Here is a 24,826-nt window from a genome sequence, read left to right on the forward strand (position 1 = left end):
GATGGTCGGGGTGCTCAGCGGCGGCCGTCGTCGGCGAGCTGTTCGAGCAACGGCTTGGTTCGGTACTGAATCAGCTCGGACATGGCAATCGACATGTTGGTCCGCTCGACGCCAGGAATGTCGAGGATCAGGCCTGCTATCCGGTACAGGTCGTCGGCGTCGACCGCCGCAATGCGGATGTGCATGTCCGCGGCGCCGGACAGGCCGAACACCTCGAGTACCTCGGGGATCGTGCGGAGGTGTTCGGTGACCGCTGCCAACGTGTGCTGATTGACCTGAGCGGTCACGAAGGCCTGCAACGGACGTCCCAGCGACTTCGGCGGAATGCGGTGATCGATGGGGGTGAGAGACCCCTTGTCGTCCCACCGCCCGAGGCGTGCCTGGACGGTGTTGCGGGACAGGCCCAACGTGGTGGCGAGTTCGACGCCGGTGGCTCGAGGCTTGGCGCAGAGGGCGAGGAGGAGTCGGGCGTCGGTCTTGTCGAGATCGGTCATTGCGCACTTCCTGTAGCTCGGTCGTTACCCGATATTGTGCACACTGCGTAATTCTGAAGTCATCACTTGTGCACGCTGGGCGTCGGTGGTCTCCTTGTGAAGGACATCACATCACGACGGAGAGTGCCACGGACATGAACACCACCTCGCTGATACAGCTGATCAAGGAATCCGGAACGGTGGTCCGCAACGAGACGTATTCACCTCTGGTCGCGGACATCGACACGGCTGCGATGAAGGAGATCTATCGCGATCTCGTGGTCGTCCGGCGCATCGACGCCGAGGCCACCGCGCTGCAGCGGCAAGGCGAGTTGGGGCTGTGGGCTCCGTTGCTCGGACAGGAAGCGGCGCAGGTCGGCTCGGCCCGCGCACTCGACTCCGAGGACTTCGTGTTCGCCAGCTACCGCGAGCACGGGGTGGCTTACTGCCGCGGAGTCGATCCCACTCGGATGCTCCGTTTCTGGCGGGGATCGACCCTGTCGGGATGGGACCCGTACGAATATCGAATGACGACGCCAGCGATCATCGTCGGTTCGCAGGGTCTGCACGCGACCGGATACGCGATCGGCATGCAGCTCGAGGGTGCCGACGGCGCGGCCATCACCTACTTCGGAGACGGAGCGACCAGCCAGGGCGATATCTCGGAGGCTCTCGGGTTCGCGGCCAGTTTCCATGCACCGGTGGTGTTCTTCTGCCAGAACAACCAGTGGGCGATCTCCGAACCGGTCACCGTGCAGACCAAGTCCACGATCGCGGCACGCGGTGAGGGATTCGGCATCCCATCGGTACGGGTCGACGGAAACGACGTCCTCGCGGTGCTGGCCGTGACCAGAGCAGCGCTCGCCCGCGCCCGTGAGGGCAGCGGCCCGACGCTCATCGAAGCCGTCACCTACCGCATGGGGCCGCACACCACGTCCGACGATCCGACGAGGTATCGATCCGGGGCCATGGACGACGAGTGGCGTGCCAAGGATCCGATCGACCGAATCGAGAAGCTGCTCAGACGAATCGGCGTGTTCGACGACGAGTTCGTGGCATCGGTCCAGCGGACGGCGGACGACGTCGCCGCCGATCTGCGACGTGGATGCCTCGAGACCGTCGAACCCGAGGCGATGACGGTGTTCGACAACGTCTACGCCGACCCGCACTCTCTGCTCGACGACGAGCGGGCCCAGTTCGCCTCCTACCAAGCTGGATTCGAAGGAGTCACGTCATGACCACCCTGGAACGGCCCACCAGCCTGCCGCTCGGCAAAGCCATCAATGCCGGCCTGCGTCGCGCGATGGAGAACGACCCCAAGGTGTTGCTGATGGGCGAGGACATCGGCAAGCTCGGTGGCGTCTTCCGCATCACCGACGGCCTGCAGAAGGACTTCGGGCCCGGACGAGTACTGGACATGCCGCTGGCCGAATCGGGCATCATCGGTACCGCTGTGGGCCTGGCGATGCGCGGATTCCGTCCCGTGTGCGAGATCCAGTTCGACGGCTTCATCTACCCGGCGTTCGATCAGATCGTGTCGCAGGTGGCCAAGCTGCACTATCGCACGAGCGGAAATGTCAAGATCCCCATGACCATCCGGGTGCCCTACGGCGGCGGAATCGGTGCAGTGGAACATCATTCGGAATCACCGGAGGGCTACTTCGCCCAGACTGCCGGACTGCGCGTGGTGACCTGCAGCAACGCCGCCGACGGCTACTCGATGATCCAGCAGGCCATTGCCAGCGACGACCCCGTGCTGTTCTTCGAACCCAAACGTCGATACTGGGAGAAGAGTCCGATCGACCTCGGTGTCGACGATCTCGACACCGCCTTCCCGCTGCATCGGGCGCGGGTGGTCACCGAGGGCACCGACATCACACTGGTGGCCTACGGGCCGTTGGTGTCCACTGCCCGTAAGGCAGCCGAAGTTGCTGCACACGAGGGTATCTCGATCGAGGTCATCGATCTGCGGTCGCTGTCGCCGATCGACTTCGAGACCGTCGAAGCGTCGGTTTGCAAGACCGGACGGCTCGTCGTCACACACGAGGCGCCGGTCTTCATGGGCCTCGGCTCGGAGATAGCCGCTCGCATCTCCGAGCGGTGCTTCTACAACCTCGAAGCGCCGGTGCTGCGGGTCGGTGGATTCGGAACGCCGTACCCGGCGTCGAAGCTCGAGAAGTTCTATCTTCCCGACGTCGACCGGATCCTCGACGCAGTGGACCGCTGCCGTTCCCACTGAGCTGCCGTTGCCCCTCGGCTGCCGTTTCGCCCCGATCACATCCTCCGCCGATACCGACCGAACAGGATTCGACGATGTCCACCATCAAGAGCTTTCCGCTGCCCGACCTGGGGGAGGGCCTCACCGAGGCCGACCTGTTGACCTGGCTCGTCGCGGTCGGTGACACCATCGAACTCAACCAGAACATCGCCGAGGTCGAGACGGCCAAGGCTGCGGTGGAATTGCCTTCTCCGTTCGCCGGTGTTGTTGCTGCCCTGCATGTTTCCGAGGGCGACACGGTAGAGGTCGGAGTGCCGATCATCGACATCAGAGTCGGCGGTGACGACGAACCGGTCGCTACCGATCCAGAGCAGTCCGCTTCCCCGATTCAGACCACGTCGTCCGGGGAGGACGAGGACGAGCGCGTCCCGGTGCTCGTGGGTTACGGCGTCGCGAAGGAAGGCTCGAGCCGACGCGGTGGCCGCGTCGACCCACCCGCGGCGTCCGCGCCGAACGAGCAGAATGGAAAGCCGCTTGCGGCCCCACCGGTACGAAAGATGGCCAAGGACAACGGCATCGAATTGAACGAGCTGCCCGCGAGTGGACGCCACGGCGACGTCACCCGTCAGGACGTGGAGTCGTACCTGCAGGGCGGGACGGCTGGGCAGACTGACACCGATGCGCAGAGTGACACTGAAGTGCAGCTCGAGACCGAGGCGCAGCAGTCGGTATCCGGGCGGACCGGTCGAGAGGAGCGAACTCCGATCAAGGGTGTACGCAAGCACACCGCCGAGGCCATGGTGCGAAGTGCATTCACTGCACCTCACGTCACCGAATTCGTGACCGTCGACGTGACCGAGACGCTCGAACTCCTCGAGTCGCTGCGGTCCTCCACACATTTCCGGGACGTGCGTCTGACCCCGTTGGCTCTGGTGTCCAAAGCCGTTCTCGTTGCCCTGAAATCGAATCCGTCGCTGAACTCGAGCTGGGACGAGGCTGCGCAGGAAATCGTGACCAAGTACTACGTCAACCTCGGCATCGCGGCGGCGACACCCCGCGGATTGATGGTGCCCAACATCAAGAACGCACACGAGCTCTCTCTGGTGGACATCGCGCGTGCCCTGGCCGACCTGACGCGCATCGCGAAGGAGGGCAAGAGCAGTCCGGCCGATCTGGCCGACGGCACCATCACCATCACCAACGTGGGGGTGTTCGGAGTCGACGCAGGCACGCCGATCCTCAACCCGGGCGAGGCGGCCATCCTGTGCTTCGGGTCCATCCGTCGCACGCCGTGGGAACACAACGGCGAGATCGCTTTACGGTCGGTGACGACACTGTCGCTCTCGTTCGATCATCGACTGGTCGACGGCCAACAGGGGTCGGAATTCCTCGCCCTCGTCGGTCGTCTGCTGACTCACCCGATCGATCTGATCGCGCTCGGCTGACCGCGGCGGCGCGGTGTGAATGCCGCCGGGGTTCAGTGCACCGGCTGCGCCGACACGGCCTCGTCTCGATCACTGCTTGCCTGTGCTCGGATGAAGAACGACGCAGCCACCGCGACCAGTGACACCGCCCCACCGCACAGGAATGCGGTGTGGATGCCTGCCTCGGAACCACCCATTTGCGTTGCCCCGTCGGAGATTCGGGCCGCTGCGGTGTTCGACATGACGGTGACGAACAACGCGGTTCCTGCGGCTCCGGCCAGCTGCTGCACGGTGTTGAAGATTGCGCTGCCGTGCGAGTACAGGCGGGTGGGGAGGGATCCGAGCGAGGAGGTCATCAGCGGAGTCATGATGAGCGCAAGCCCCGCCGAGAGCAGCATGTGGATACCGACGACCAGCGGTAGTGCCGACTGTGCGTCCAGCACCGTCATCGACCACAACGCGGCGCTCACCACCATGGCTCCGGGAATGACCAACGGGCGCGGCCCGATTCGGTCGAAGATGCGGCCGACGAAGGGTGCGAGCAGACCCATCAGCAATCCGCCGGGCAGAAGCATCAGGCCGGTTGCAAGGGTGTCGAGTCCGCGCACGTTCTGCAGATACATCGGCAGGAGGATCAGGGCACCGAACAGGGCCATCATCGAGATCGCGATCATGCCGAGTCCGATGCTGAAGGTGGGGGTGCGGAACGGACGCATGTCCAGCAGCGCGCCGCCGCGTTCCTGGCGGGCGATCTGCCGCAGCACGAAGACGACGAGTGCGATCACTCCCACCACCAACGGCAACCAGACCGGTACGACGGACTCCTCGGCAGAATGACCGAGGCTGCTCAGGCCGTAGACGATGCCGCCGAACGCCAAGGCGGACAACACGACCGACGTGGGATCGAACGAGGGCCGCCCCGTCTCGGTCACGTTCTTCACCAGTGTGGTTCCGATGCCGAACGCGACGAGCGCGATGGGAAGCACCAGCCAGAACATCCAACGCCAATTCAGCGAGTCGAGAATGACTCCGGAGATGGTGGGGCCGACAGCCGGTGCGACGGCGATGACGATGGAGATCACACCCATCATCGCGCCGCGCTTGTGGGCCGGGACGACGGTGAGCACTGTGGTCATGAGCAGCGGCAGCATGATCGCCGTCCCGCTGGCCTGCGTGATGCGGCCGAGCAGAAGCAGCTCGAAACCGGGTGCCGAGGCCGCGAGCAGGGTGCCGACGGTGAACAGGGTCATCGCTGTCACGAACACCTGACGCAGCGTGAAGCGTTGGAACAGGTAGCCGGTGACGGGAATGACCACCGCCATGGTCAGTAGGAATCCGGTGGTGAGCCACTGGGCCGTCGTTGCCGTGATCTCGAGGTCGACCATCAGCGTCGGGAGCGCCACGCTCATGATCGTCTCGTTGAGGATCATGACGAAGGCCGCGATGACCAATATGCCGATCAATAGCTTGCTGCCCGGCGCGAGTTGCTCGTCGGGGGTGCGGTCGGTCTCGGGTGAACTCATGTGTCGACAAACTTTCGCGTATGGGATCGAAGCGTGCAATCGTATGCAGATAGCTTCAATCATTATGACAGTGACTGTCAACTTGACGATTGCTGGTAAGTTGACAGCGAATGACGACCGCAGTCGACGGATGGACGAGGATGAGCGAACGAGTGCCGGACCTGCGAGAGCGACGTCGCCGAGACACTCGGCTCGAGATCACTCGCGCCGCACTCGAGCTGTTCGAGAAGCAGGGCTGCGCCGCGACCACGGTGGACGAGATCGCGCGCCGAGCGGGGGTGTCGCCCAGTACGTTCTTTCGCAGCTTCGCCTCGAAGGAGGAGTCCGTTCTCGGCATCGACCCTGATTTCGAGGTCGACTTCGACCAGTGGCTCGCCGCTACCGCGCCCGAGCACATCACGCTGCCTGGAATCGAAGCGTTGTACGAGCAGTCCGTCGAGCGACTGTCGACAGCGCCCGAGGAGGAGCGCGACCGACTCCTACGCACTCGGCGACTGATCGGTATCGACGCGCATCTGCGGGCCGCAGCCTTCGCGGCCGACGCGATGACACTGTGCCGCGTCACCGATGCGGTGACGGAGCGCCTCGGCGACCACGAATCACGTTCGTATGCACGACTGTTGGTCGAAGGTGCCGGTATGGCCCTGCGCATCGCCTTCGACGACTGGGCGGTACGGATCGACGGCGGGCAGGATGCCGACCTGCTGGACATCTATCGGACGACAGTGCGCGATCTGCGACGCGTCGTCGCCGGCTGAGGTCTCACGTCGTGAGTGGAACTTCGTAGCCCAGGTCGAGTTTCCGCGCACGTGGCGCGCAGCGCCTCTAGCCGAGACGGCGGGGCGACAGATCCGCTTCCAGAAGGCCGCGCTCGGCCACATCTGCCGGAACCGGTTCTCCGCGAACGACAGCCGCGCCCACCCGGGCCAGCGCCGCGCACGTCTGGATTCCGTAGCCGCCCTGCCCGGCGCACCAGAAGAAGCCCTCGAGCTCGGGGTCGAACCCGACCACCGGGGTGCGATCGGGAACGAAGCTGCGCAGTCCGGCCCAGGACGAACGAACGTGTCGCGCAGTCAGGGTGGTCACCTCGCCGATGTCGTCGAACGCCCGCGCAATCTCCAACTCGTCCGGACGGGCATCGCTCGGTTCGACCGCCGTCTCGTCGGCCGGCGAGCACAACAGTTGTGCACCTTCGGGTTTGATGTAGAACTTCTCGTCGATGTCGCTCAGTGTCGCCAGATTCTTTGTGTCGAGATCGTCGGGTGCGGCGACCATGAAGACCGACCTGCGCTTGGGAACCAAGCCGATGTGGCGGGCCCCCGCCATCGCACCGACGGCATCCGCCCAGGCCCCTGCCGCGTTCACGACCAGTGGAGCCCGATGAGTCGACCCGTCCGAGGTGCGTACGTGCCACAGACCGTTCAGGCGCTCGAGTTCGGTCACCGAGGCCTTGGTGTGGATCCGACCGCCCTGCTGTCGCAGACCTCCGACGAAGCCCTGATGCAGAGCATGGACGTCGACCTCCATCGAATGCGGTTCGTACAGAGCGCAATCGATCAGCTCGGGCCGTAGCGGTGGGAAGAATGTGCATGCGTCGGTGGGGGATACCAGCTGCGCATCGGGAGTGAGGCGACGGACGTCGGTGTACATCGCTTCGAGGGCATCGCCGCGTCCCGTGGCCGCGTATTGCAACAGTGGACGCGGAGTGAGCAAATCCGACCGGAAGCAGTCGGGTGGGTTCACCAGAAAGTCTCGGCTGGCGGTCGTCAAGGCGCGAATCGTGCTGTTGCCGTACGTCTCCAGAAACAGAGCCGCGGATCGACCGGTGGTGTGGAACGCCAGCGTGGACTCACGCTCGAGCAGCGTGACACGGCGGTCGCCGGCGAGTTCGTATGCGAGTGAGACACCGCCGATGCCGCCGCCGATGACAACGACGTCCGAGAGGGCGGGCTGTTCGGTGGCGCTCATGGATGTCTCCTGTTCGGCTTCGGCGTGAACCACTGCGCTCCGGGGCCGACTGCTTCGTCGAAGATCAGCCACGTCCGCGTCGAGAGTATCCCGTCCAGCCCTTGCAACTTGTCGAGTACCAGGTGTCGCAATGCCGAGTTGTCCGGAGCGCGCACGAGGACCAAGGCGTCGAAGTCGCCGCCCATCAGACTGACGTGTTCGACGAAGGGGAACGTGCTGAGGTCGTCGGCGACAGCCCGCCAGGAATCTTGCCGAATCGACAGTGCGACATACGCGGATGCGCCGAATCCGGCCTTCTCGTACGCGATGCGGGCGGTGAAACCCTCGATCACACCTTCGTCGACGAGGCGGTCGACGCGAACGTAGGCATGTGCGCGGGAAATGTGGGTGGCCTCGGCGAGGGCCCTCATGGACATGCGCCCGTCTCGGCTCAGTTCGGTGACGATCCGTCGGTCGACGTCGTCGAGTTCGTACTCGGTCTCGCTCGGTGCCATACGTCCACTCCAGACCGATCGCGATGGAAGCTCGTGGACGAATAGTCACACAGCGAGCTCCAGTATGCCATCGGTCTGCAATCCGGTTCCTGATTTGATACTCGGTCCATTTCGACACAGTCTGTGTAGAACGCACCGACGACGAACCAGCGCAGGAGGGGACCCCATGGCCATGACCGACACGCTCGAGCACGTCACGACCTCGGTCGCACGACGCGTTCGCGAGGGACACGAGGCGGACTTCGTCGAATGGACCGACCGGGGCATCGACCTGGTGCGAACCTTCCCGGGCTTTCTCGGCGGAGGCTGGCTGCGCAGCTCGGCCGAATCCAGTGACTATCACGTGGTGTATCGATTCGAGACGCACGACCATCTCGAGGCGTGGTTGCGTTCGGAGGCGAGGCGCGATTGGCTCGGCCGTGGCCGACCGATAGCGGACGACGTTGTGACACATCGGCTTTCCGGCGTGGAGGGATGGTTCGAGCCACAGTCGAACCTGACCGACGCCGTGCGCGTCGTGGGCGGTCCGCCGCCGCGGTGGAAGCAGGCCGTGTCCATCGGTGTTGCGTTCTATGCCGTCAGCCTGTTGGTGAACCTCGTGATCACTCCACATCTGACCCACCTGAACGTGGCCCTGCGGACTGCGGTCGTAGTGATGATGTGCACTCCGCTGATGGTGTACGTGGTGATGCCGTTCGTCACCGCACGACTGCGAAAGTGGCTCGTACCGCGCGGTTGACGGCCACGGCCCTGCTCGTTGCGAGCCGAGCGGTACCCTCTGCGTCATGCGAATCGGACAGACCGCCCCGGATTTCGAGCTGCCCGATCATTCCGGTGAACGTCGTGCGCTCACCGAGCTCACGGCGTCGGGGCCGGTGGTCCTGTTCTTCTATCCGGCTGCGAACAGTCCGATCTGCACGGCCGAGGCGTGCCATTTTCGGGATCTGGGAGCGGAGTTCGGCAGGTTCGGTGCGCAGCGAGTGGGGATCAGCACCGATACCCGAGACAAGAACCAACATTTCGCGCTGCAGAGGTCGTTCGACTTCCCGTTGCTCTCGGATTCCGACGGTGCGGTGGCCGAACAGTTCGGAGTGCGGCGCGGCGGGTGGTTCGCCCGTAGGCGTCGACTTCGTGATTTCGAGCGCGGCCACTCGAACGTGGCTCGTCGCAGTTATCTACGGCAGTTGTTGTCCGTGAAGCGGACGACGTTCGTGATCGATCAGCACCGTACGGTGCGGATGGTGGTGCAGAGCGAGCGCGGTCACGTACACGCGACCAAGGCGCTGGAGTACCTGCGGTATCTGTCGTGAGGGTCAGTCGTTGGCACCGCTGAAAAGGGCCGTGTAGACGGCGGGCTTCGTCGCTTCGGCCGAGGCATCGGTCGAAGCGTCGTCGGGATGGCTGAAGAGCGCCTCGTTCTTGTCTTTGTGTTCCATTCCCCGAGCATGCACCTCATCGGTCGCAATAGCCACTTGCCGCGCGGAACGACCGCGTCGGCCGGTCGCGTTCGGTGGAATACTGCCCGGGTGTCCGATGAAACGTTGTTCGAAGCTCTGCGGCGTGAGCCCGATGCCGAGGCACCCAATCTGCATGCGGTCGACGCGGCAGATCGTCTGCTGCTCGATACCGTCGACGAACTGGGGGTCGACCGCACGGCACCGATTGCTGTGATCGGTGATCGCTACGGCGCTCTGACTCTGGGTGCGGCGGCCCTGGGGTTCACCGACGTGCGAGTGCACCAGGACGCTGTTACCGGCGTACGCGCTCTGGAGCTGAACGCGGCGCGTGTGTCGATGGTCGGCACGTACACCCACCACGGGCTGGGTGCGGGACTGCTCGACGGCGTCGGCACCGTGTTGATGCAGTTGCCACGAGGTCTGGCCGAGCTCACCGAGATCGCCGAGCACATCGCGGCGCATGCGCTCCAGAACGTCGTCGTCCTGGCCGGCGGCCGGGACAAACACATGACGCCTGCGATGAACGACATCCTCGGGCGGTCGTTCGAGACCGTCACGGCGGGTCGGGGACGGCAGAAGGCGCGGGTACTGACCGCGACCGGGGCAGTGGCGTCGGAGATGACGTATCCGGTCGACAAACGAATCGACGACCTCGGCCTGACGGTCGTGGCCCACGGCGCGGTCTTCGCCGGGGCGGGCCTCGATATCGGGACGAGATTCCTACTGGGGTTCGTGCCGAAGATGGCACCTCGCGCAACCAACGCCGTCGATCTGGGGTGCGGCAGTGGAATCCTCGCGACCGAATTGGCTCGAACCCGGCCCGGTCTCGAGGTGATCGCAACGGACCGATCGGCCGCAGCCATCGCGTCGGCCGCTGCCACCGCCGAGGCGAACGGGACGACGATCTCGGTGGTGGCCGACGACGCGATGTCGACGTTCGAGTCCCGGTCGGTCGATCTGATCGTCTGCAACCCGCCGTTCCACGAGGGCGCTGCGGTACACACAGGCGGGGCAGGCAAGTTGTTCGAGGCCGCCGGACGCGTGCTGCGGCCGGGCGGACAGCTGTGGACGGTGTTCAACACGCACCTGAACTATCGTCGGGCTCTCGCCGACGCCGTCGGGCCCACCGATCCGATGGGACGCAACACCAAGTTCACCGTCACTCGCTCGGTGCGCCCGAGCGAGTAACGGTGAAGACCAGATGCGAGAGCGTCAGGTGACGGGGCCGCCGTCTTCCGGGGTGCCGTCGATCTGGCCCCTGTCGCGCCCACGATCCTCGACGAGAGTCCCTTCGACGATCTCGGCCTGACGCTGGCCTTCCGCGTAATCGATGTCGGGATCCTCGTCGGACTCCTCGATGACGTGGTCGACCAGTTCTTCGGTCAGTTCGTCGTCCGGGGTCTCGGTGATCGGGCGGTCGAGATCCTCCTCGACGGCGATGTCGGGTTCTTCTTCGCTGAGCTTGAGGTCGAGGCTCTCGCCCTCGGCTGCTTCACGGGCGGTGGTGCCGAAACTGTTGGCTTCGCTCCAGTGGTCCGGGGGATCGACCACGGTGTCGCCGTCGTCGTTGCGCACCTCGTCGGAGTCGAGGCTTTCGCTTTGGTCCAAGGTCTGGTCGGGTCCGTCTTCGATTGCCATTTCCTCATAGTGCCCGTTTCGATTCGGTGTCACACACGCGGTCGTGGCTGCCTGTCGAGGGGCGACCCGGTAGAGTCCGTTTTGTCCGACGTAGAGGTTCTCGTCACGGGAACTTTTGTCCGGATGTCGAACGTTCTACTGATGACCGACGGGGAGATCCCCGGTGGGGATCAGAACTTACGAAGGGAAGAGACACGGTGCGCACCTCCAGCAACCCGGTGTTCCGCAACCTGCCCAAGCAGCAGGGCGGCGGATACGCCACATTCGGATCTGCGACGGCTGGAGCCTCGCAGGCCGCAACGTTCGGCCAGCATCCCGGAACACAGGCCGACCCGTACACCACGCAGCCCGCTCAGCGGGCCATGACGATCGACGACGTGGTCACCAAGACCGGCATCACCCTCGGTGTGCTCAGCGTCACGGCGATCATCTCGTACTTCCTGGTCTCGGGTAATCCGGGCTTGGCCATCCCCTTCGTGATCGGCGGCGGCCTCATCGGCTTCGGCTTGGTCATGTTCGCGACGTTCGGTCGCAAGATGGACAACAAGGCAATCGTGCTTGCCTACGCCGCGGCGGAAGGTGTGTTCCTCGGCGCGCTGTCGCTGATGTTCACCGACGTCTCGTTCGGCGGAGTCGGCGGATCGGCACTGATCGGCCAGGCCATCCTCGGCACGTTCGGCGTGTTCTTCGGCATGCTGATCGTCTACAAGACCGGCGCTATTCGCGTCACGCCGCGTCTGACTCGCATGATCGTCGGTGCCCTCATCGGTGTCGTCGTGCTCATGCTCGGCAACCTCGTCGCCAGCTTCTTCATGGACGGTGGATTCGGGCTGCGTGACGGTGGACCCATTGCCATCATCTTCAGCCTCGTCTGCATCGGCATTGCGGCGTTCAGCTTCCTGCTGGACTTCGACCAGGCCGATCAGCTGATCCGCGCACAGGCTCCGGAGAAGGCAGCCTGGGGCGTCGCGCTCGGCCTGACCATCACGTTGGTCTGGCTGTACGTCGAAATCCTGCGTCTGCTGAGCTACTTCCAGAACGACTAGTACTCACGCAAAAAGCCCCGCCCTCCGATTCGGAGGGCGGGGCTTTTCCGTTGTGCGTCTGGGATCAGCTGAGGCGTTCGAGCACCATGGCCATGCCCATGCCGCCGCCGACACACATGGTCTCGACACCGAACGTCTTGTCCTGTGTCGTCAGGTTGTTCAGCAGAGTCGTGGTGATGCGGGCACCGGTCATGCCGAACGGGTGGCCGACCGCGATGGCACCGCCGGAGACGTTGAGCTTGTCCTCTTCGATGCCGAGGTCGCGTGCCGAGCCGAGGACCTGCACGGCGAAGGCCTCGTTGATCTCGAACAGGTCGATGTCGGAGATGGACATGCCCGCGATCTTCAGCGCCTTACGGGTGGCCTCGATCGGCCCCAGGCCCATGATCTCGGGAGACGTGCCGGTGACGCCGGTGGACACGATGCGAGCCAACGGGGTCAGGCCCAGCTCCTTGGCCTTGGTGTCGCTCATGATGACGAGCGCTGCTGCGCCGTCGTTGAGCGGGCACGCGTTACCGGCGGTGATGGTGCCGTTCGGACGGAAGACCGGCTTGAGCTGGCTGATCTTCTCGTACGTGGTGCCGGCGCGAGGGCCGTCGTCGGTGGTGACGACGGTGCCGTCGGGCAGGGTCACCGGGGTGATCTCCCGCTCGAAGAAGCCGGCGTTGATGGCCTCTTCGGCGCGGTTCTGGCTGCGGACGCCCCAGCGGTCCTGGTCCTCACGGCTGATGCCGGTGAGCAGGGCGACGTTCTCGGCCGTCTGGCCCATCGCGATGTACGCGTCGGGCAGCTCGCCGTTCTCGCGGGGATCGGTCCAGCTGTCCGCGCCCTCTTCCTGTGCCTTCTTGGTACGGGCCTCGGCGTCGGCGAAGATCGGGTTGTGGCTTTCCGGGAGCGAATCCGAGCTGCCGTGGATGAAGCTGGACACGCTCTCGACACCAGCGGAGATGAACACGTCACCCTCGCCTGCCTTGATCGCGTGCAGCGCCATCCGGGTGGTCTGCAGCGAGGACGAACAGTAGCGCGTGATCGTCGTTCCGGGGAGCGAGTCGTAGCCGAGCTGAACCGCGACGATGCGGGCGAGGTTGTTGCCCTGCATCCCGCCGGGCAGGCCGCAGCCCAGGAGCAGGTCGTCGATGTCCTTCGGGTCGAGCGAGGGCACCTTGGCCAGCGCAGCGGCGACCATCTGAGCGGTGAGGTCGTCGGGACGAATGTCCTTGAGCGACCCCTTCATTGCCCTGCCGATGGGTGAGCGCGCGGTGGCGACGATGACTGCCTCTGGCATGAGATCTCCTTCGATATCGATACTGCTTACCTGCTCTGTTACCGCCGAGTAGGCGATGTCTCCTGATCGAACTTACAACCCTGCCTGACGGCCATCTCCACGACGTAGGAGATCCTCCGCCGCGCTGTCGATCTCGGCGTCGAGCTCGGCAGTTCTACGCCGGAGAAAGCGGTGCACTGCGGCGGTGGCGCGGGGGATGGCTCTGCGTGATTCGGCGGCGGCGGACACCGTCGGCAGTTCGGGCAGTGGACCGCCGTGCCATACGCCGAGGGCCGAGGCGAGCACCGGCAGAATCTGTTGCGCGGCCAGCTCGTACCCCGCAGCGGACGGGTGGAAGCGGTCCGCCGAGAACATCGTGTCGGGGGCGGCCAGAAACTCGGGTGCCAGCAGATCCGCCAGGGCAACCGGATGCCCGCCGGCGCCGAGAGTCCTGGCCGTCTGGGCATGGGCCAACCGCCGACCCCAATTTCGGACGACGGTACGCAGCGGTTGCGGAATGGCCGTCACGACACCGAGATCGGGGCACGTTCCCACCGCGACGACGCAGCCCTTGGCCGTCAATCGTTCGACTGCATCGCCCAGCCTGGCCGCTGACGCCGGAATGGAGAACTTTTTCGTGACGTCGTTCGCGCCGATGAAGATCACCGCGGCGTCGGGCGGCGGGCCCGCGACGAACATGGCGTCGACCTGACCTTCGAGTCCCTTGGACGTGGCACCGGCAATTGCTTTGGTGCTCAAGCGAATTCGTTGACCGGTTTCCTCGGCCAACCCGCGGGCGAGCAGGACACCCGGGACCTCGTCGGCCACAGTGCAACCCACGCCTGCCGCGGTGGAGTCGCCGAAGATCATCAGATGAATATCTGCTGAACTTCCCATGCGCCACCGCTCAGGTGCTGCGCAGCCGGCGGTGTAGACCCCGTCGGCCTCGGGTGGCTTGGCAATGTTGCGTCCGATGACACCGCGAGCCGCGGCGGCCTGCCCCATCAGATGTCGATACGCGGCCCAGGACGCAGTCCCTGCTCCTGAGCCTGCAAGTACCGTCGCGGCGCTCGCTTTCGCGGCGGTACGCCATCCGCTCGCCGTCACAGATCGATCCCTCTCGTCGTGCCCCCTCACCATCGTATGCGGGTGTCGACAGCCGTGGCCGTGAGTCCGATACCTGCATCTGGGAAGATGGAGCAATGCGCATCGCACAGCACATCACCGAACTCATCGGCAACACCCCGTTGGTGAAGTTGTCCTCCGTCATCGGCGACGGCGCCGGCACGGTCGCAGCCAAGATCGAGTACCTCAACCCGGGTGGTTCGTCGAAGGACCGCATCGCCGTCAAGATGATCGACGCAGCCGAGGCCTCGGGCGAGTTGAAGCCCGGCGGCACCATCGTCGAGCCCACGTCCGGTAACACCGGCGTCGGCCTCGCGCTCGTCGCTCAGCAGCGTGGCTACAAGTGTGTGTTCGTGTGCCCCGACAAGGTCGGTGAGGACAAGCGCAACGTGCTGCGTGCCTACGGTGCCGAGGTCGTCGTCTGCCCCACGGCCGTCGCGCCCGAAGACCCCAACAGCTACTACAGCGTCTCCGACCGACTCGTCCGCGAGATCGAGGGAGCGTGGAAGCCGAACCAGTACGCCAACCCGGCCGGCCCGGCCAGCCACTACGAGACCACCGGGCCCGAGATCTGGGCCGACACCGACGGCAAGATCACGCACTTCGTCGCAGGCGTCGGCACCGGCGGCACCATCTCCGGCACTGGCAAGTACCTCAAGGAGGTCTCCGGCGGCAAGGTCAAAGTCATCGGCGTCGACCCCGAGGGATCGGTGTACTCCGGTGGCACGGGACGTCCGTACTTGGTCGAGGGTGTCGGTGAGGACTTCTGGCCGACCGCCTACGACCCGTCCATCCCGGACGAGATCATCGCCGTGTCCGACAACGACTCGTTCGACATGACTCGTCGCCTCGCCCGCGAGGAAGGCCTGCTGGTGGGCGGCTCGTGCGGCATGGCTGCTGTCGCGGCCATTCAGGTTGCCGAACGCGAAGGCCCCGACGCGTTGGTCGTCGTCCTGCTGCCCGACGGCGGTCGCGGCTACCTGGCGAAGATCTTCAACGACTCGTGGATGTCCTCGTACGGCTTCCTGCGTTCGCGGTTGGACGGCACCACCGAGGAGACCTCGGTCGGCGCAGTGCTGCGCGGCAAGTCCGGCGCTCTGCCCGATCTGGTGCACACCCACCCGTCCGAGACCGTGCGCGACGCCATCGAGATCCTGCGCGAGTACGGCGTCTCGCAGATGCCCGTCGTCGGAGCCGAGCCGCCCGTCATGGCAGGCGAGGTTGCCGGCAGCGTCACCGAGCGCGATCTGCTCAGCGCCGTGTTCGAGGGTCGCGCAGCGTTGGCCGACCCGGTCGCCAAGCACATGAGTGCCCCGTTCCCGCTGATCGGTGCCGGCGAAACCGTCTCCGACGCCACCAAGGCACTCGGGGAGTCCGATGCGCTGATGGTCGTCGAAGAGGGCAAGCCCGTCGGCGTCATCACTCGCCACGATCTGCTCGGGTTCCTCAGTAAGGGTGCCTAGGCATGTGAGTGGAACTTCGTAGCAGGCTACGAGGTTCCGCTCACAAGCGGCGCAGCCGCCTTATCGGAAAGCGCTGGAGCCCGTCAGCGCCTGCCCGATCACGAGTTGATGGACCTCGGATGTGCCCTCGTAGGTGAGGACGGATTCGAGGTTGTTGGCATGCCGGAGTACGGGGTATTCCAACGTGATTCCGTTGGCGGCCAGGATGGTTCGGCATTCGCGTGCGATCTTGATGGCTTCACGCACGTTGTTGAGCTTGCCGAGCGACACTCGCTCGCCCGGTAGCTCTCCCTTGTCCTTCAGCCGGCCCAGATGCAGCGCGAGCAGTTGACCCTTGCCGAGTTCGAGCGCCATGTTCGCGAGCTTGGCCTGGGTGAGCTGGTATCCGGCCAGCGGCTTGTCGAACACCGCGCGGGTCTTGGAGTACTCGATCGCCGACTCGATGCAGTCCCGAGCCGCCCCCATCGCGCCGAACACGATGCCGAAACGGGCTTCGTTGAGGCAGCTCAACGGGCCGCTCAGGCCGCGGGCCTCGGGCAGCATCGCGTCGGCCGGGAGTCGGACGTCGTCGAACACCAGCTCGCCCGTGATCGACGCGCGCAGAGACAGCTTCTTCTTCACCGTGTTCGCGGTGAATCCGGGGGTGTCCGTGGGGACGACGAAACCCCTGACCTTGTCGTCGGTTTGAGCCCACACGACGGCGACGTCGGCGACCGGACCGTTGGTGATCCACATCTTGCTGCCGTTGAGAATCCAGTCGTCACCGTCGCGCTTGGCTCGGGTGAGCATGCCGCCGGGGTTGGACCCGAAGTCGGCCTCGGTGAGACCGAAGCAGCCGATGAGCGAACCCTCGGCCATCCCCGGCAGCCACTGCTGCTTCTGTTCCTCGGACCCGTACTTCCAGATCGCGAACATCGCCAGCGAGCCCTGCACCGAGACCAATGAGCGGATGCCGGAATCGATGGCTTCGAGTTCGAGGCAGGCCAGCCCGTACGCCGTCGCCGATGTTCCGGCGCAGCCGTAGCCCTCGAGATGCATGCCGAGCAGGCCGAGCGAGCCCAGCTCCTTGGCGAGTTCACGCGCGGGAACGGTGCCCTCGTCGAACCAGTCGGCGATGTGTGGTCGGATGCGTTCGTTGCCGAACTTGCGGACGGTGTCCCGGATCTGACGTTCTTCGTCGTCGAGGAGGGAATCGATCGCGAACAGTTCGTCGACGCTCTGGGAGTTGGCCACGGTGCCTCTTTCCGCTGGGGGTTGTCTTCGCAGGTTACCCACGCCCCTGCCGGGCGACGCAGGCCGATTAGTGTGGAGGCCATGAGTGAGCAGCGCAGCAAGGCAGACAACACCTCCTGGCAGGGCTTTTCCACGAAGGCGGTCCACGCGGGTTACGAGCCCGATCCACTGACCGGCGCGGTGAACGTGCCGATCTACGCCAGCTCCACCTTCGCGCAAGACGGGGTCGGCGGAATGCGTAGCGGATTCGAGTACGCGCGCACCGGCAACCCGACGCGTCGGCCGCTCGAGGCCAACCTCGCAGCCATCGAATCCGGTACTTACGGTCGCGCTTTCTCGTCGGGCATGGCCGCTACCGACTGCATGCTGCGGTCGGCGCTGCGTCCCGGTGACCACCTCGTCATTCCCAACGACGCCTACGGCGGCACGTACCGATTGATCGACAAGGTCTTCACCCAGTGGGGCATCGAGTACTCCGTGGCCGCGGTCTCGAACGTCGACGAGGTCCGCGCCGCGATGCGTCCGAACACCAAGCTGGTGTGGGTCGAGACGCCCACCAACCCGTTGCTCAACGTCGGTGACATCGAGGCGCTCGCGGGCGTCGCGCACGAGGGCGGGGCCAAGCTGGTCGTCGACAACACGTTCGCGTCTCCCTACCTGCAGCAGCCGTTGTCCCTCGGTGCCGACGTGGTGCTGCATTCGACGACCAAGTACATCGGTGGTCACTCCGACGTCGTCGGCGGCGCTCTGGTGACCGACAGCGAAGAGCTCGATACCGCGTTCGCATTCCTGCAGAACGGTGCCGGGGGCGTTCCCGGACCGTTCGACGCATTCCTGACCTTGCGCGGCATCAAGACCCTCGCGTTGCGGATGGAACGGCACAGCGACAACGCGGAGAAGATCGTCGAATTCCTCGACGGGCATCCGGCCATCTCGCAGGTCATCTACCCCGGCCTCGAGTCGCACCCGTCTCACGCGGTGGCCGCGAAGCAGATGCGACGGTTCGGCGGCATGGTCTCCGTGCGGCTGGCCGGCGGCAAGCAGGCCGCTCTCGATTTCTGCGCGAAGACCGAGATCTTCACTCTCGCAGAGTCTTTGGGCGGCGTCGAGTCGCTCATCGAGCATCCCGGCGCGATGACGCACGCGTCGACTGCCGGTTCGCTGCTCGAGGTCCCGGACGACCTGGTGCGTCTGTCCGTCGGTATCGAGGACGGTGCCGATCTGGTGGGCGACGTCGAGCAAGCGCTGGCATGATCGTCGCACTGATCGACTCGGGGTTGGGAATGCTCCCGACGGCTGCTCGCCTGCGTGAGTCGCGTCCCGAGCTCGATCTGGTGCTGATGATGGATCCCGACAACGCTCCGTGGGGTCCGAAGCCGGATGCGTGGGTGGTCGAGCGGGTGGTCGGTACCGCTCGGCATGCCGTCGAACTCGGTGCCGAGGTCGTGGTGCTGCCGTGCAACACGGCCAGTGTGACGGCGTTGAGCCAGGTGCGGGCTGCGCTCGGTGATTCGATCCCCGTGGTGGGGACGGTCCCGGCGATCAAACCCGCAGCGGCGGTCAGTGATCGGATCGCGATCTGGGCGACGGCGGCCACGACGGCAAGTGCGTACCAGGCCCGGTTGATCGACGAATTCGCCTCTCGTCGGACGGTGACCAGCGTGGCCTGCCACGGCCTGGCCGATTCGATCGATCGCGGAGACTCGACCGGAATACGTGCGGCCATCGACGCTGCGGTGGCCGCCACTCCCGACGACGTCGAGTCCATCGTGTTGGGGTGCACCCACTACCCGTTGGTGCTGGACGAGATCGTCGCGCGTCTGCCGGACGGCGTGACGATGTTCGACAGCGCGGCGGCGGTGGCCAATCAGACGGTGCGGCGCGCGGACGAGGTCGGTTCGGCGCGGGCCGGCACCGGATCGGTCTCGGTGTGGCTGAGCGGCATCGAAGGCGTACTGCCGGAGAGTGCACATCGTTACCGCGAGGCGACGGTGCTACTCGACGGTGCGCGGGCCCGGTAGTTCCGCGCCGCCGGGGAATGCCCGGTGGGTTCGTGCGTTGTCTTTCACTGAGGTAACGGTTGTTGCAGTGGAGGGAATGAGCACATGGTCGGTGTCGACACGCGGGACGTACAGGGCAGAGCAGCGGCGCGGATTCCGCATCGGTATGCCTTCTGGGTGGTCGGCGTCGCCTTCATCGTGCTCATGGCGTCCTCGGCTGCACCGTCGCCGCTGTACCCGGTGTACCAGCAGTCGTGGGGGTTCAGCGCGATCACCCTCACGGTCGTTTTCGCCGTCTATGCGCTGGCGCTGCTGCTGACTCTGCTCACGGTGGGAAGTCTGTCGGACCACATCGGACGCAAACCGATCCTGGTCGCGTCACTGCTGCTGCTGATCGTCAGTCTGGTGTTGTTCATCGTGGCCGACAGTGTTCCGGTATTGATCGCTGCTCGCGTCGTTCAGGGGATCGCCGCAGGCGCGGCGACGGGTGCCATGAGTGCGGCCATCATCGATCTGCAGCCCACCGTGTCGACCGGCCCGCTGCTCAACAGCGTCGCCCCCTCCTTCGGTCTGGCGGCAGGCGCAATCGGGGCCGGGTTGTTGGTGCAGTTGGCGCCGGCACCCGAAATTCTCGTGTTCGCCCTGTTGATCGCCGCCGCGGCAGTACTGGCCGTGGCCCTGCTGTTCGTGCCGGAGACGTCGGCGATGCGCGGCTTCGATTCCCGACGTCACCTGGCGTCGACCCTGCTGCCGCGAGCCTCGCTGCCGAAGTCGGTGCGGGCACCGTTCGTGGTCATTGCCCCTGCCCTGTTCGCGACCTGGTCGCTCGGCGGGTTCCACCTCTCGCTGGGCCCGTCGATCATCGGCACCGTCTTCGGTATCGACAACCACATCGTGGGCGGCCTGGAGATCTTCTCGCTGTTCGCCTCGGGCTCGGTAGCAGCTGTCGTCGTGCGCAACGGGCTTCCTCGCACGGTGATGATGATCGGCGCGTCGGTGCTCGCAAGCGGCGTCGCGCTGACCTTGGTGTCGGTCGAAATCGGCTCGGTCGCGCTGTATTTCGTCGGCGCTGTCGTCGCAGGATCGGGCTGGGGAGCAACGTTTCTCGGTGCGATGCGCACGCTCGGTTCGTTGGTCCCCGCTGCGGAGCGAGGTGGCGTGTTCGCCACGACATTCGTCATCAGCTACCTCGCCTTCAGCCTGCCTGCGGTGATCGCCGGTCTCGCCGTGCATCGGCTCGGATTGAGCACCACGGTCGAGGTGTACGGGGCGTTCGTCATAGCTCTTGCACTGATCTCGGTCGTCGGGTTCTCGGTTGTGCAGCGACGAAATCGATAGCGCAGCAATCACTCCTCGATCTCCCCTCCCGAGGACGGGCACCATGTACTGCCCAATCGGATAGTCCGGCAGCGGTGTTGGAACGGTTCTGCCCTGCAGGTGTTCCGATCTCCTCTCGGTGCGGCCATGGTGGTCATCAGTGAGACGCCGATCACACACCCCAGGCGTTTCCTGACCACACTCACCGAGGAGACACCGATGGCAATCGAGCTCAATCAGATCTGGGAATTCCCCATCAAGGAGTTTCACCCGCTGCCCCGCGCCAAGCTGGGGGTCGGCGCTCACGACATGATCGGCGTCGAGGCGAAGGAACTCGGATTCAAGCGTGCCCTGCTCGTCACCACCGGACTGCGCGGATCCGGGATCATCGAGGAACTGATCGGCAAGATCGAATACCAGGGCGTCGAGGTGGTTCTCTACGACAAGGTCGAGTCGAACCCCAAGGACTACAACGTCATGGACGGTGCCGCGCTCTACCAGAAGGAGAAGTGCGACAGCGTCATCTCCGTCGGTGGCGGCTCCAGCCACGACGCGGCCAAGGGCATCCGCGTCGTCGTTGCCCACGACGGCCGCAACATCAACGAGTTCGAGGGATTCTCCAAGTCCACGAACAAGCAGAACCCACCCCATATCGCCGTATCGACCACCGCCGGAACGGGTTCCGAGACGTCCTGGGCGTACGTCATCACCGACACCTCGGACATGGAGAAGCCGCACAAGTGGCTCGCCTTCGACGAGGCGTCGACACCGACTCTGGCACTGGACGATCCGCTGCTCTACTACACCTGCCCCCAGCAATGGACCGCGTTCTGTGGCTTCGACGTTCTGGCACACGGTGCCGAGCCGTACGTGTCGCGTCTCGATTTCGCGCCGTCGCTGGGCAACGCGATCTACTCGATCGGCCTGGTGTCCAAGCACCTTCGCGAGGCCGTCTACGACCCGGGCAACCTGAAGGCTCGCGAGGGCATGATGAACGCCCAGTACATCGCCACGCAGGCGTTCAACTCCGGCGGACTCGGTGTCATCCACTCGATTTCCCACGCGATCAGTGCGTTCTACGACAGTGCTCACGGCCTCAACAACGCCATCGCTCTGCCGCGCGTGTGGGAGTACAACCTGCCTTCGCGCTACGAGCGCTATGCGGAGATCGCCGTGGCCATGGGCGTCGACACGAAGAACATGACCACCGTCCAGGCGGCCGACGCGGCAGTCGAAGCCGCCATCCGGCTCGCGAAGGACGTCGGCATTCCCGACAACTTCGGGTCGATCCGTTCCGCGACGTACGACAAGAACCGGATGAACACCGGCAAGTACGCCGGTAAGGGCGACGTGATCAAGGGTGACGAGAAGTCGGTACTCAAGATCTCCGAGCACATCCAGGAAGACTGGTGCACCCCGGGTAACCCCCGCGAGGTCACCGTCGAGTCGATGATTCCGGTCGTCTCGCACGCGATCAACGAGTCGTACTGATGCTGCGCAGTGGTGCGGTTATGTGCCCCGGGCGGCGCATAACCGCACCACTGCGGCTCCGCCGCACTACGAAGGGAAACACATGACCTCGCTGTCGACAGTGCGTAGCGACGACACCGACACCGTTCGATTCACCGACGCTGCCGATCTGCGGAGGGCGCTCGCCGAGCAGGACTACATCGCCGACGACGACCTCGCCACCGTGGTGCATCTGGCGACAGCACTCGATCGCCCGCTGCTGCTCGAAGGACCGGCGGGTGTGGGAAAGACAGAGCTCGCCAAATCGCTTGCTGCGGCGAGCGGCCGCAAGCTGGTGCGCCTGCAGTGCTACGAGGGCCTCGACGACAACCGGGCTCTGTACGAGTGGGATTACGCCAAGCAGCTTCTGCACGTGCAGATGCTGCGTGAACACATCGGTGCGCTGACGCAGCACGTCACCGACATCGACGACGCCTCGAACATGCTCGCCGCCAAAGACTTCGGCCTGTATTCCGAGCCGTTCCTGTCTGTGCGTCCGCTGCTGGAATCGATCCTGTCCGAGGAGCCGGTGGTTCTTCTCGTCGACGAGGTCGACCGCACCGAGGAATCCATGGAGGCGCTGCTGCTCGAGGTGCTCGCCGAGAAGCAGGTGACCATTCCCGAGGTGGGCACCTTCACCGCACGAAGTGATCCTTGGGTCATTCTGACCTCCAACGACACTCGCGAGCTGTCTTCCGCCCTCAAACGCCGCTGCCTGCACTTTCATCTCGACTACCCCTCTGCCGAACGGGAACGGGAGATCGTCACCGCCCGCGCTCCGGAGGTACCCGATCGGGTCGCAGCCGACATCGTGGCGCTGGCAACCGAACTGCGGGCGCTGCCGCTGCGCAAGAGCCCATCGATCTCGGAGGTCATCGACGCGGCTCGTATCGCGTCGGTCCTCGGCCACACGGAGGACACCCGCAAGTATCTGCTCGCCGCGCTGGTCAAATACTCCTCGGACATGAAGATCGCGATGGCAGGCCCGGCGACGGAGACAGCCTCTGCAGCACCATCTCTCGGAGCCGTCGTCAACACGACTGCGACGGCGTTCCGGGGTCATGGTGGACGGGACAAGGGCGGCATCGGGATTCGACGATGACTGCGGTCGAGCCGTTCGCTCCGTCGGTGGTACTCGACGTGCTGTCGGCAGTGTTCGGCCGGACGCTGCGGCGGTTCGGAGTGGCGGCGTCGCCGGCCGAGGTCATCGAAGTCCGACGCGTGCTCGGGCTCCTGGGGGCACGTGACCTGACGGTTCTGCGCGCGGCGTTACGCGCCACGTGCGCGAAGTACGATCACGAACAGCAGGGATTCGATCTCGCGTTCGACTCGCTGTTCGCAGTCGGCTCGAACACTGTTGTCCACGAACACACTTCGCCGGTAGGCGCGCAGGTGGCGGGTGGCCTCCCGACCGACCTCGACGTGGGAGCCGACCAGGAGGCGGCGAAGTACGCCGAATACAACGAGCGTGCCGTCGAGATCGGAGATCTGCTCGACGCCCCCGAGGCCGACAAGGGCTTCAATCCGCACAAGGACGACGACGACATCAGTCTGTCGTCGGAGGATCACGATCTGTCCATCGATACCGATGGCGACATGGGTCGACGGGGCGTGACCTACACCGTCGATCTGGAGCGTTCCGGTTCGACGGCGGCAGGGGAGTTGGCGTCGAGCACGAGCGGAGCGGTTGCAGGGCAACTGAACTGGGAGGATCCGGCAAGCATCCTGGCATGGTTCGACGCCTACGATCCCAGTAGCGTGTACGGCGATGGCGGAGATTCCGGGCCGCTGAGCGCGGCGATGTTGGACAGGATCACCGATGCCGTCGAAGCCTTCGTCGCAGCTCTGGGTGAGTTGACCGGGACGATGTCGTCACCGGTGCCGGTCGACGGCGCAGGGCGGGGGATCGACAGCCATGCCGAGATCGAACGCGCAAGTCACGAAGTGTTGCGGCACATGCGCGGGACTCCTCGGCCTCGGCCTCGCGAACACTCTCGGGGCCCGCTGGACATGCGTCGCACGGTTCGGTCGAGCCTGCGCACGGACGGCATTCCGTTTCGGTTGGTCACCAGGACACCGGTTCCGGACAAGGTTCGATTGTTGGTGCTGGCGGACGTCTCGTTGTCCGTTCGCCCGATCACCGCATTCACGCTCAGACTTGCCCAGGCGATGCACTCGCGTGCGCACCGCTGCACTGTGATGGGCTTCGTCGATTCTCCGGTGGACGTGACGACCACCTTGCTCGGGAGTACGGGCGACGGTGCTCTGGCTGCAGTACTCGCAGATGCGCGATTGGACCTCGAAGCGAGCAGCGATTACGGCAGAACCTTCGCGGACCTGCTGGACTCGCACGGAGACGTGTTGAACAAGCGCACTGCCGTGATCATCGTGGGGGACGGTCGGTGCAACGGACGGCCGCCCGGACTCGATGCGTTGGAGAAGATTCGGTCCAAGGTGCACCGCATCGCCTGGATCACTCCCGAAGCTCGTCGTTACTGGGCGCAGGCCGCGTGCTCGATGGAGGAGTACGAGCCATTCTGCGATCGAGTGGTGGTGGCACGAGACGGGGAACAGTTGGCGGCGCAGGCCGCCGATCTGGGGCATGCGCTGTCCTGACCCGACCCGTCACACCGCGTACCTGCCCGATCGGGTAGGTAGGAACCTGGCCCGGTGC

Annotated in this window: 24 protein-coding genes; 15 read left to right on the plus strand and 9 right to left on the minus strand. The window is 65.1% G+C overall.

Annotation, left to right across the window (positions count from 1 at the left end; all coding sequences use genetic code 11):
- Positions 1 to 14 precede the first annotated feature (14 nt).
- Positions 15 to 494: an Lrp/AsnC family transcriptional regulator gene (locus CH268_RS25540; RefSeq protein ID WP_027496234.1), complete on the minus strand. Its 480-nt coding sequence runs from the start codon at positions 492 to 494 to the stop codon at positions 15 to 17.
- Positions 495 to 628: 134 nt separating this feature from the next.
- Between CH268_RS25540 and pdhA the strand changes: the two genes are divergently transcribed.
- The 3 genes from pdhA to CH268_RS25555 all read left to right on the plus strand — a co-directional run bounded on the left by pdhA (position 629) and on the right by CH268_RS25555 (position 4,136).
- Positions 629 to 1,711 carry a pyruvate dehydrogenase (acetyl-transferring) E1 component subunit alpha gene (gene pdhA, locus CH268_RS25545; RefSeq protein WP_032375633.1) on the plus strand — a complete coding sequence of 361 codons (1,083 nt, stop codon included), beginning with the start codon at positions 629 to 631 and terminating at the stop codon, positions 1,709 to 1,711.
- The gene (locus CH268_RS25550) at positions 1,708 to 2,712 is read left to right on the plus strand and encodes an alpha-ketoacid dehydrogenase subunit beta (RefSeq protein ID WP_094666245.1); all 1,005 of its coding nucleotides are present in this window, start codon (positions 1,708 to 1,710) and stop codon (positions 2,710 to 2,712) included. The genes pdhA and CH268_RS25550 overlap by 4 nt, the downstream gene beginning before the upstream one ends.
- Positions 2,713 to 2,786: 74 nt before the next feature.
- Positions 2,787 to 4,136 carry a dihydrolipoamide acetyltransferase family protein gene (locus tag CH268_RS25555; RefSeq protein ID WP_094666246.1) on the plus strand — a complete coding sequence of 450 codons (1,350 nt, stop codon included), beginning with the start codon at positions 2,787 to 2,789 and terminating at the stop codon, positions 4,134 to 4,136.
- A 32-nt stretch (positions 4,137 to 4,168) separates the two neighbouring features.
- Here the strand turns inward: CH268_RS25555 and CH268_RS25560 are convergent, their stop codons facing one another.
- Positions 4,169 to 5,638: an MDR family MFS transporter gene (locus tag CH268_RS25560; RefSeq protein WP_094666247.1), complete on the minus strand. Its 1,470-nt coding sequence runs from the start codon at positions 5,636 to 5,638 to the stop codon at positions 4,169 to 4,171.
- 110 nt (positions 5,639 to 5,748) lie between these two features.
- Between CH268_RS25560 and CH268_RS25565 the strand changes: the two genes are divergently transcribed.
- Positions 5,749 to 6,396, plus strand: a complete 648-nt coding sequence (locus CH268_RS25565) for a TetR/AcrR family transcriptional regulator (protein ID WP_051365083.1) — start codon at positions 5,749 to 5,751, stop codon at positions 6,394 to 6,396.
- 67 nt (positions 6,397 to 6,463) lie between these two features.
- Here the strand turns inward: CH268_RS25565 and CH268_RS25570 are convergent, their stop codons facing one another.
- Positions 6,464 to 7,606, minus strand: a complete 1,143-nt coding sequence (locus tag CH268_RS25570; protein ID WP_094666349.1) for an NAD(P)/FAD-dependent oxidoreductase — start codon at positions 7,604 to 7,606, stop codon at positions 6,464 to 6,466.
- On the minus strand, positions 7,603 to 8,100 hold the full coding sequence (locus CH268_RS25575) for an Lrp/AsnC family transcriptional regulator (RefSeq protein WP_027496240.1): 498 nt from the start codon (positions 8,098 to 8,100) through the stop codon (positions 7,603 to 7,605). The genes CH268_RS25570 and CH268_RS25575 overlap by 4 nt, the downstream gene beginning before the upstream one ends.
- Before the next feature lie 172 nt (positions 8,101 to 8,272).
- On the opposite strand from CH268_RS25575, the gene CH268_RS25580 reads away from it, so the two are divergent.
- On the plus strand, positions 8,273 to 8,839 hold the full coding sequence (locus CH268_RS25580) for an antibiotic biosynthesis monooxygenase (RefSeq protein ID WP_032366526.1): 567 nt from the start codon (positions 8,273 to 8,275) through the stop codon (positions 8,837 to 8,839).
- A 46-nt stretch (positions 8,840 to 8,885) separates the two neighbouring features.
- Positions 8,886 to 9,410 carry a peroxiredoxin gene (locus tag CH268_RS25585; RefSeq protein WP_094666248.1) on the plus strand — a complete coding sequence of 175 codons (525 nt, stop codon included), beginning with the start codon at positions 8,886 to 8,888 and terminating at the stop codon, positions 9,408 to 9,410.
- A 3-nt stretch (positions 9,411 to 9,413) separates the two neighbouring features.
- Here CH268_RS25585 and CH268_RS28370 read toward each other — a convergent pair whose 3' ends face one another.
- Entirely contained in the window at positions 9,414 to 9,536 is a 123-nt protein-coding gene (locus tag CH268_RS28370; protein ID WP_255032376.1) for a hypothetical protein, read from the minus strand.
- A gap of 90 nt (positions 9,537 to 9,626) precedes the next feature.
- On the opposite strand from CH268_RS28370, the gene CH268_RS25590 reads away from it, so the two are divergent.
- Positions 9,627 to 10,745: a class I SAM-dependent methyltransferase gene (locus tag CH268_RS25590; protein WP_094666350.1), complete on the plus strand. Its 1,119-nt coding sequence runs from the start codon at positions 9,627 to 9,629 to the stop codon at positions 10,743 to 10,745.
- A 24-nt stretch (positions 10,746 to 10,769) separates the two neighbouring features.
- On the opposite strand, the gene CH268_RS25595 is transcribed toward CH268_RS25590, so the two are convergent.
- Positions 10,770 to 11,195: a hypothetical protein gene (locus CH268_RS25595; RefSeq protein ID WP_027496244.1), complete on the minus strand. Its 426-nt coding sequence runs from the start codon at positions 11,193 to 11,195 to the stop codon at positions 10,770 to 10,772.
- 197 nt (positions 11,196 to 11,392) lie between these two features.
- Here CH268_RS25595 and CH268_RS25600 point away from each other — a divergent pair, with 197 nt between their 5' ends.
- A complete protein-coding gene (locus CH268_RS25600; RefSeq protein ID WP_027496245.1) occupies positions 11,393 to 12,241 on the plus strand; it encodes a Bax inhibitor-1/YccA family protein in 849 nt (282 codons plus the stop codon).
- A gap of 64 nt (positions 12,242 to 12,305) precedes the next feature.
- Here the strand turns inward: CH268_RS25600 and CH268_RS25605 are convergent, their stop codons facing one another.
- A complete protein-coding gene (locus tag CH268_RS25605) occupies positions 12,306 to 13,526 on the minus strand; it encodes an acetyl-CoA C-acetyltransferase (RefSeq protein WP_094666249.1) in 1,221 nt (406 codons plus the stop codon).
- A gap of 72 nt (positions 13,527 to 13,598) precedes the next feature.
- Entirely contained in the window at positions 13,599 to 14,612 is a 1,014-nt protein-coding gene (locus tag CH268_RS25610) for an SGNH/GDSL hydrolase family protein (protein ID WP_094666250.1), read from the minus strand.
- A 95-nt stretch (positions 14,613 to 14,707) separates the two neighbouring features.
- Here CH268_RS25610 and CH268_RS25615 point away from each other — a divergent pair, with 95 nt between their 5' ends.
- The gene (locus CH268_RS25615) at positions 14,708 to 16,093 is read left to right on the plus strand and encodes a cystathionine beta-synthase (protein ID WP_032375640.1); all 1,386 of its coding nucleotides are present in this window, start codon (positions 14,708 to 14,710) and stop codon (positions 16,091 to 16,093) included.
- A 60-nt stretch (positions 16,094 to 16,153) separates the two neighbouring features.
- Here CH268_RS25615 and CH268_RS25620 read toward each other — a convergent pair whose 3' ends face one another.
- Entirely contained in the window at positions 16,154 to 17,326 is a 1,173-nt protein-coding gene (locus tag CH268_RS25620; RefSeq protein WP_032387071.1) for an acyl-CoA dehydrogenase family protein, read from the minus strand.
- A gap of 81 nt (positions 17,327 to 17,407) precedes the next feature.
- Between CH268_RS25620 and CH268_RS25625 the strand changes: the two genes are divergently transcribed.
- The 6 genes from CH268_RS25625 (at position 17,408) to madC (ending at position 24,768) form a co-directional block, all read left to right on the plus strand.
- Positions 17,408 to 18,580: a cystathionine gamma-synthase gene (locus CH268_RS25625; RefSeq protein WP_032365667.1), complete on the plus strand. Its 1,173-nt coding sequence runs from the start codon at positions 17,408 to 17,410 to the stop codon at positions 18,578 to 18,580.
- Entirely contained in the window at positions 18,577 to 19,347 is a 771-nt protein-coding gene (locus CH268_RS25630) for a glutamate racemase (RefSeq protein WP_094666251.1), read from the plus strand. Before CH268_RS25625 ends, CH268_RS25630 begins: the two co-directional genes overlap by 4 nt.
- Positions 19,348 to 19,431: 84 nt before the next feature.
- Positions 19,432 to 20,664 carry an MFS transporter gene (locus CH268_RS25635; protein ID WP_032365665.1) on the plus strand — a complete coding sequence of 411 codons (1,233 nt, stop codon included), beginning with the start codon at positions 19,432 to 19,434 and terminating at the stop codon, positions 20,662 to 20,664.
- Positions 20,665 to 20,862: 198 nt separating this feature from the next.
- The gene (gene mdo / locus CH268_RS25640; protein ID WP_027496261.1) at positions 20,863 to 22,134 is read left to right on the plus strand and encodes an NDMA-dependent methanol dehydrogenase; all 1,272 of its coding nucleotides are present in this window, start codon (positions 20,863 to 20,865) and stop codon (positions 22,132 to 22,134) included.
- 82 nt (positions 22,135 to 22,216) lie between these two features.
- Positions 22,217 to 23,254: a MadB family AAA-type ATPase gene (locus CH268_RS25645; protein WP_094666252.1), complete on the plus strand. Its 1,038-nt coding sequence runs from the start codon at positions 22,217 to 22,219 to the stop codon at positions 23,252 to 23,254.
- Entirely contained in the window at positions 23,251 to 24,768 is a 1,518-nt protein-coding gene (gene madC, locus CH268_RS25650; RefSeq protein WP_032365663.1) for a MadC family VWA domain-containing protein, read from the plus strand. Before CH268_RS25645 ends, madC begins: the two co-directional genes overlap by 4 nt.
- Positions 24,769 to 24,826: the final 58 nt, after the last annotated feature.

Source organism: Rhodococcus sp. 06-1460-1B, from assembly GCF_002258475.1.
Classification (GTDB): domain Bacteria; phylum Actinomycetota; class Actinomycetes; order Mycobacteriales; family Mycobacteriaceae; genus Rhodococcoides; species Rhodococcoides fascians.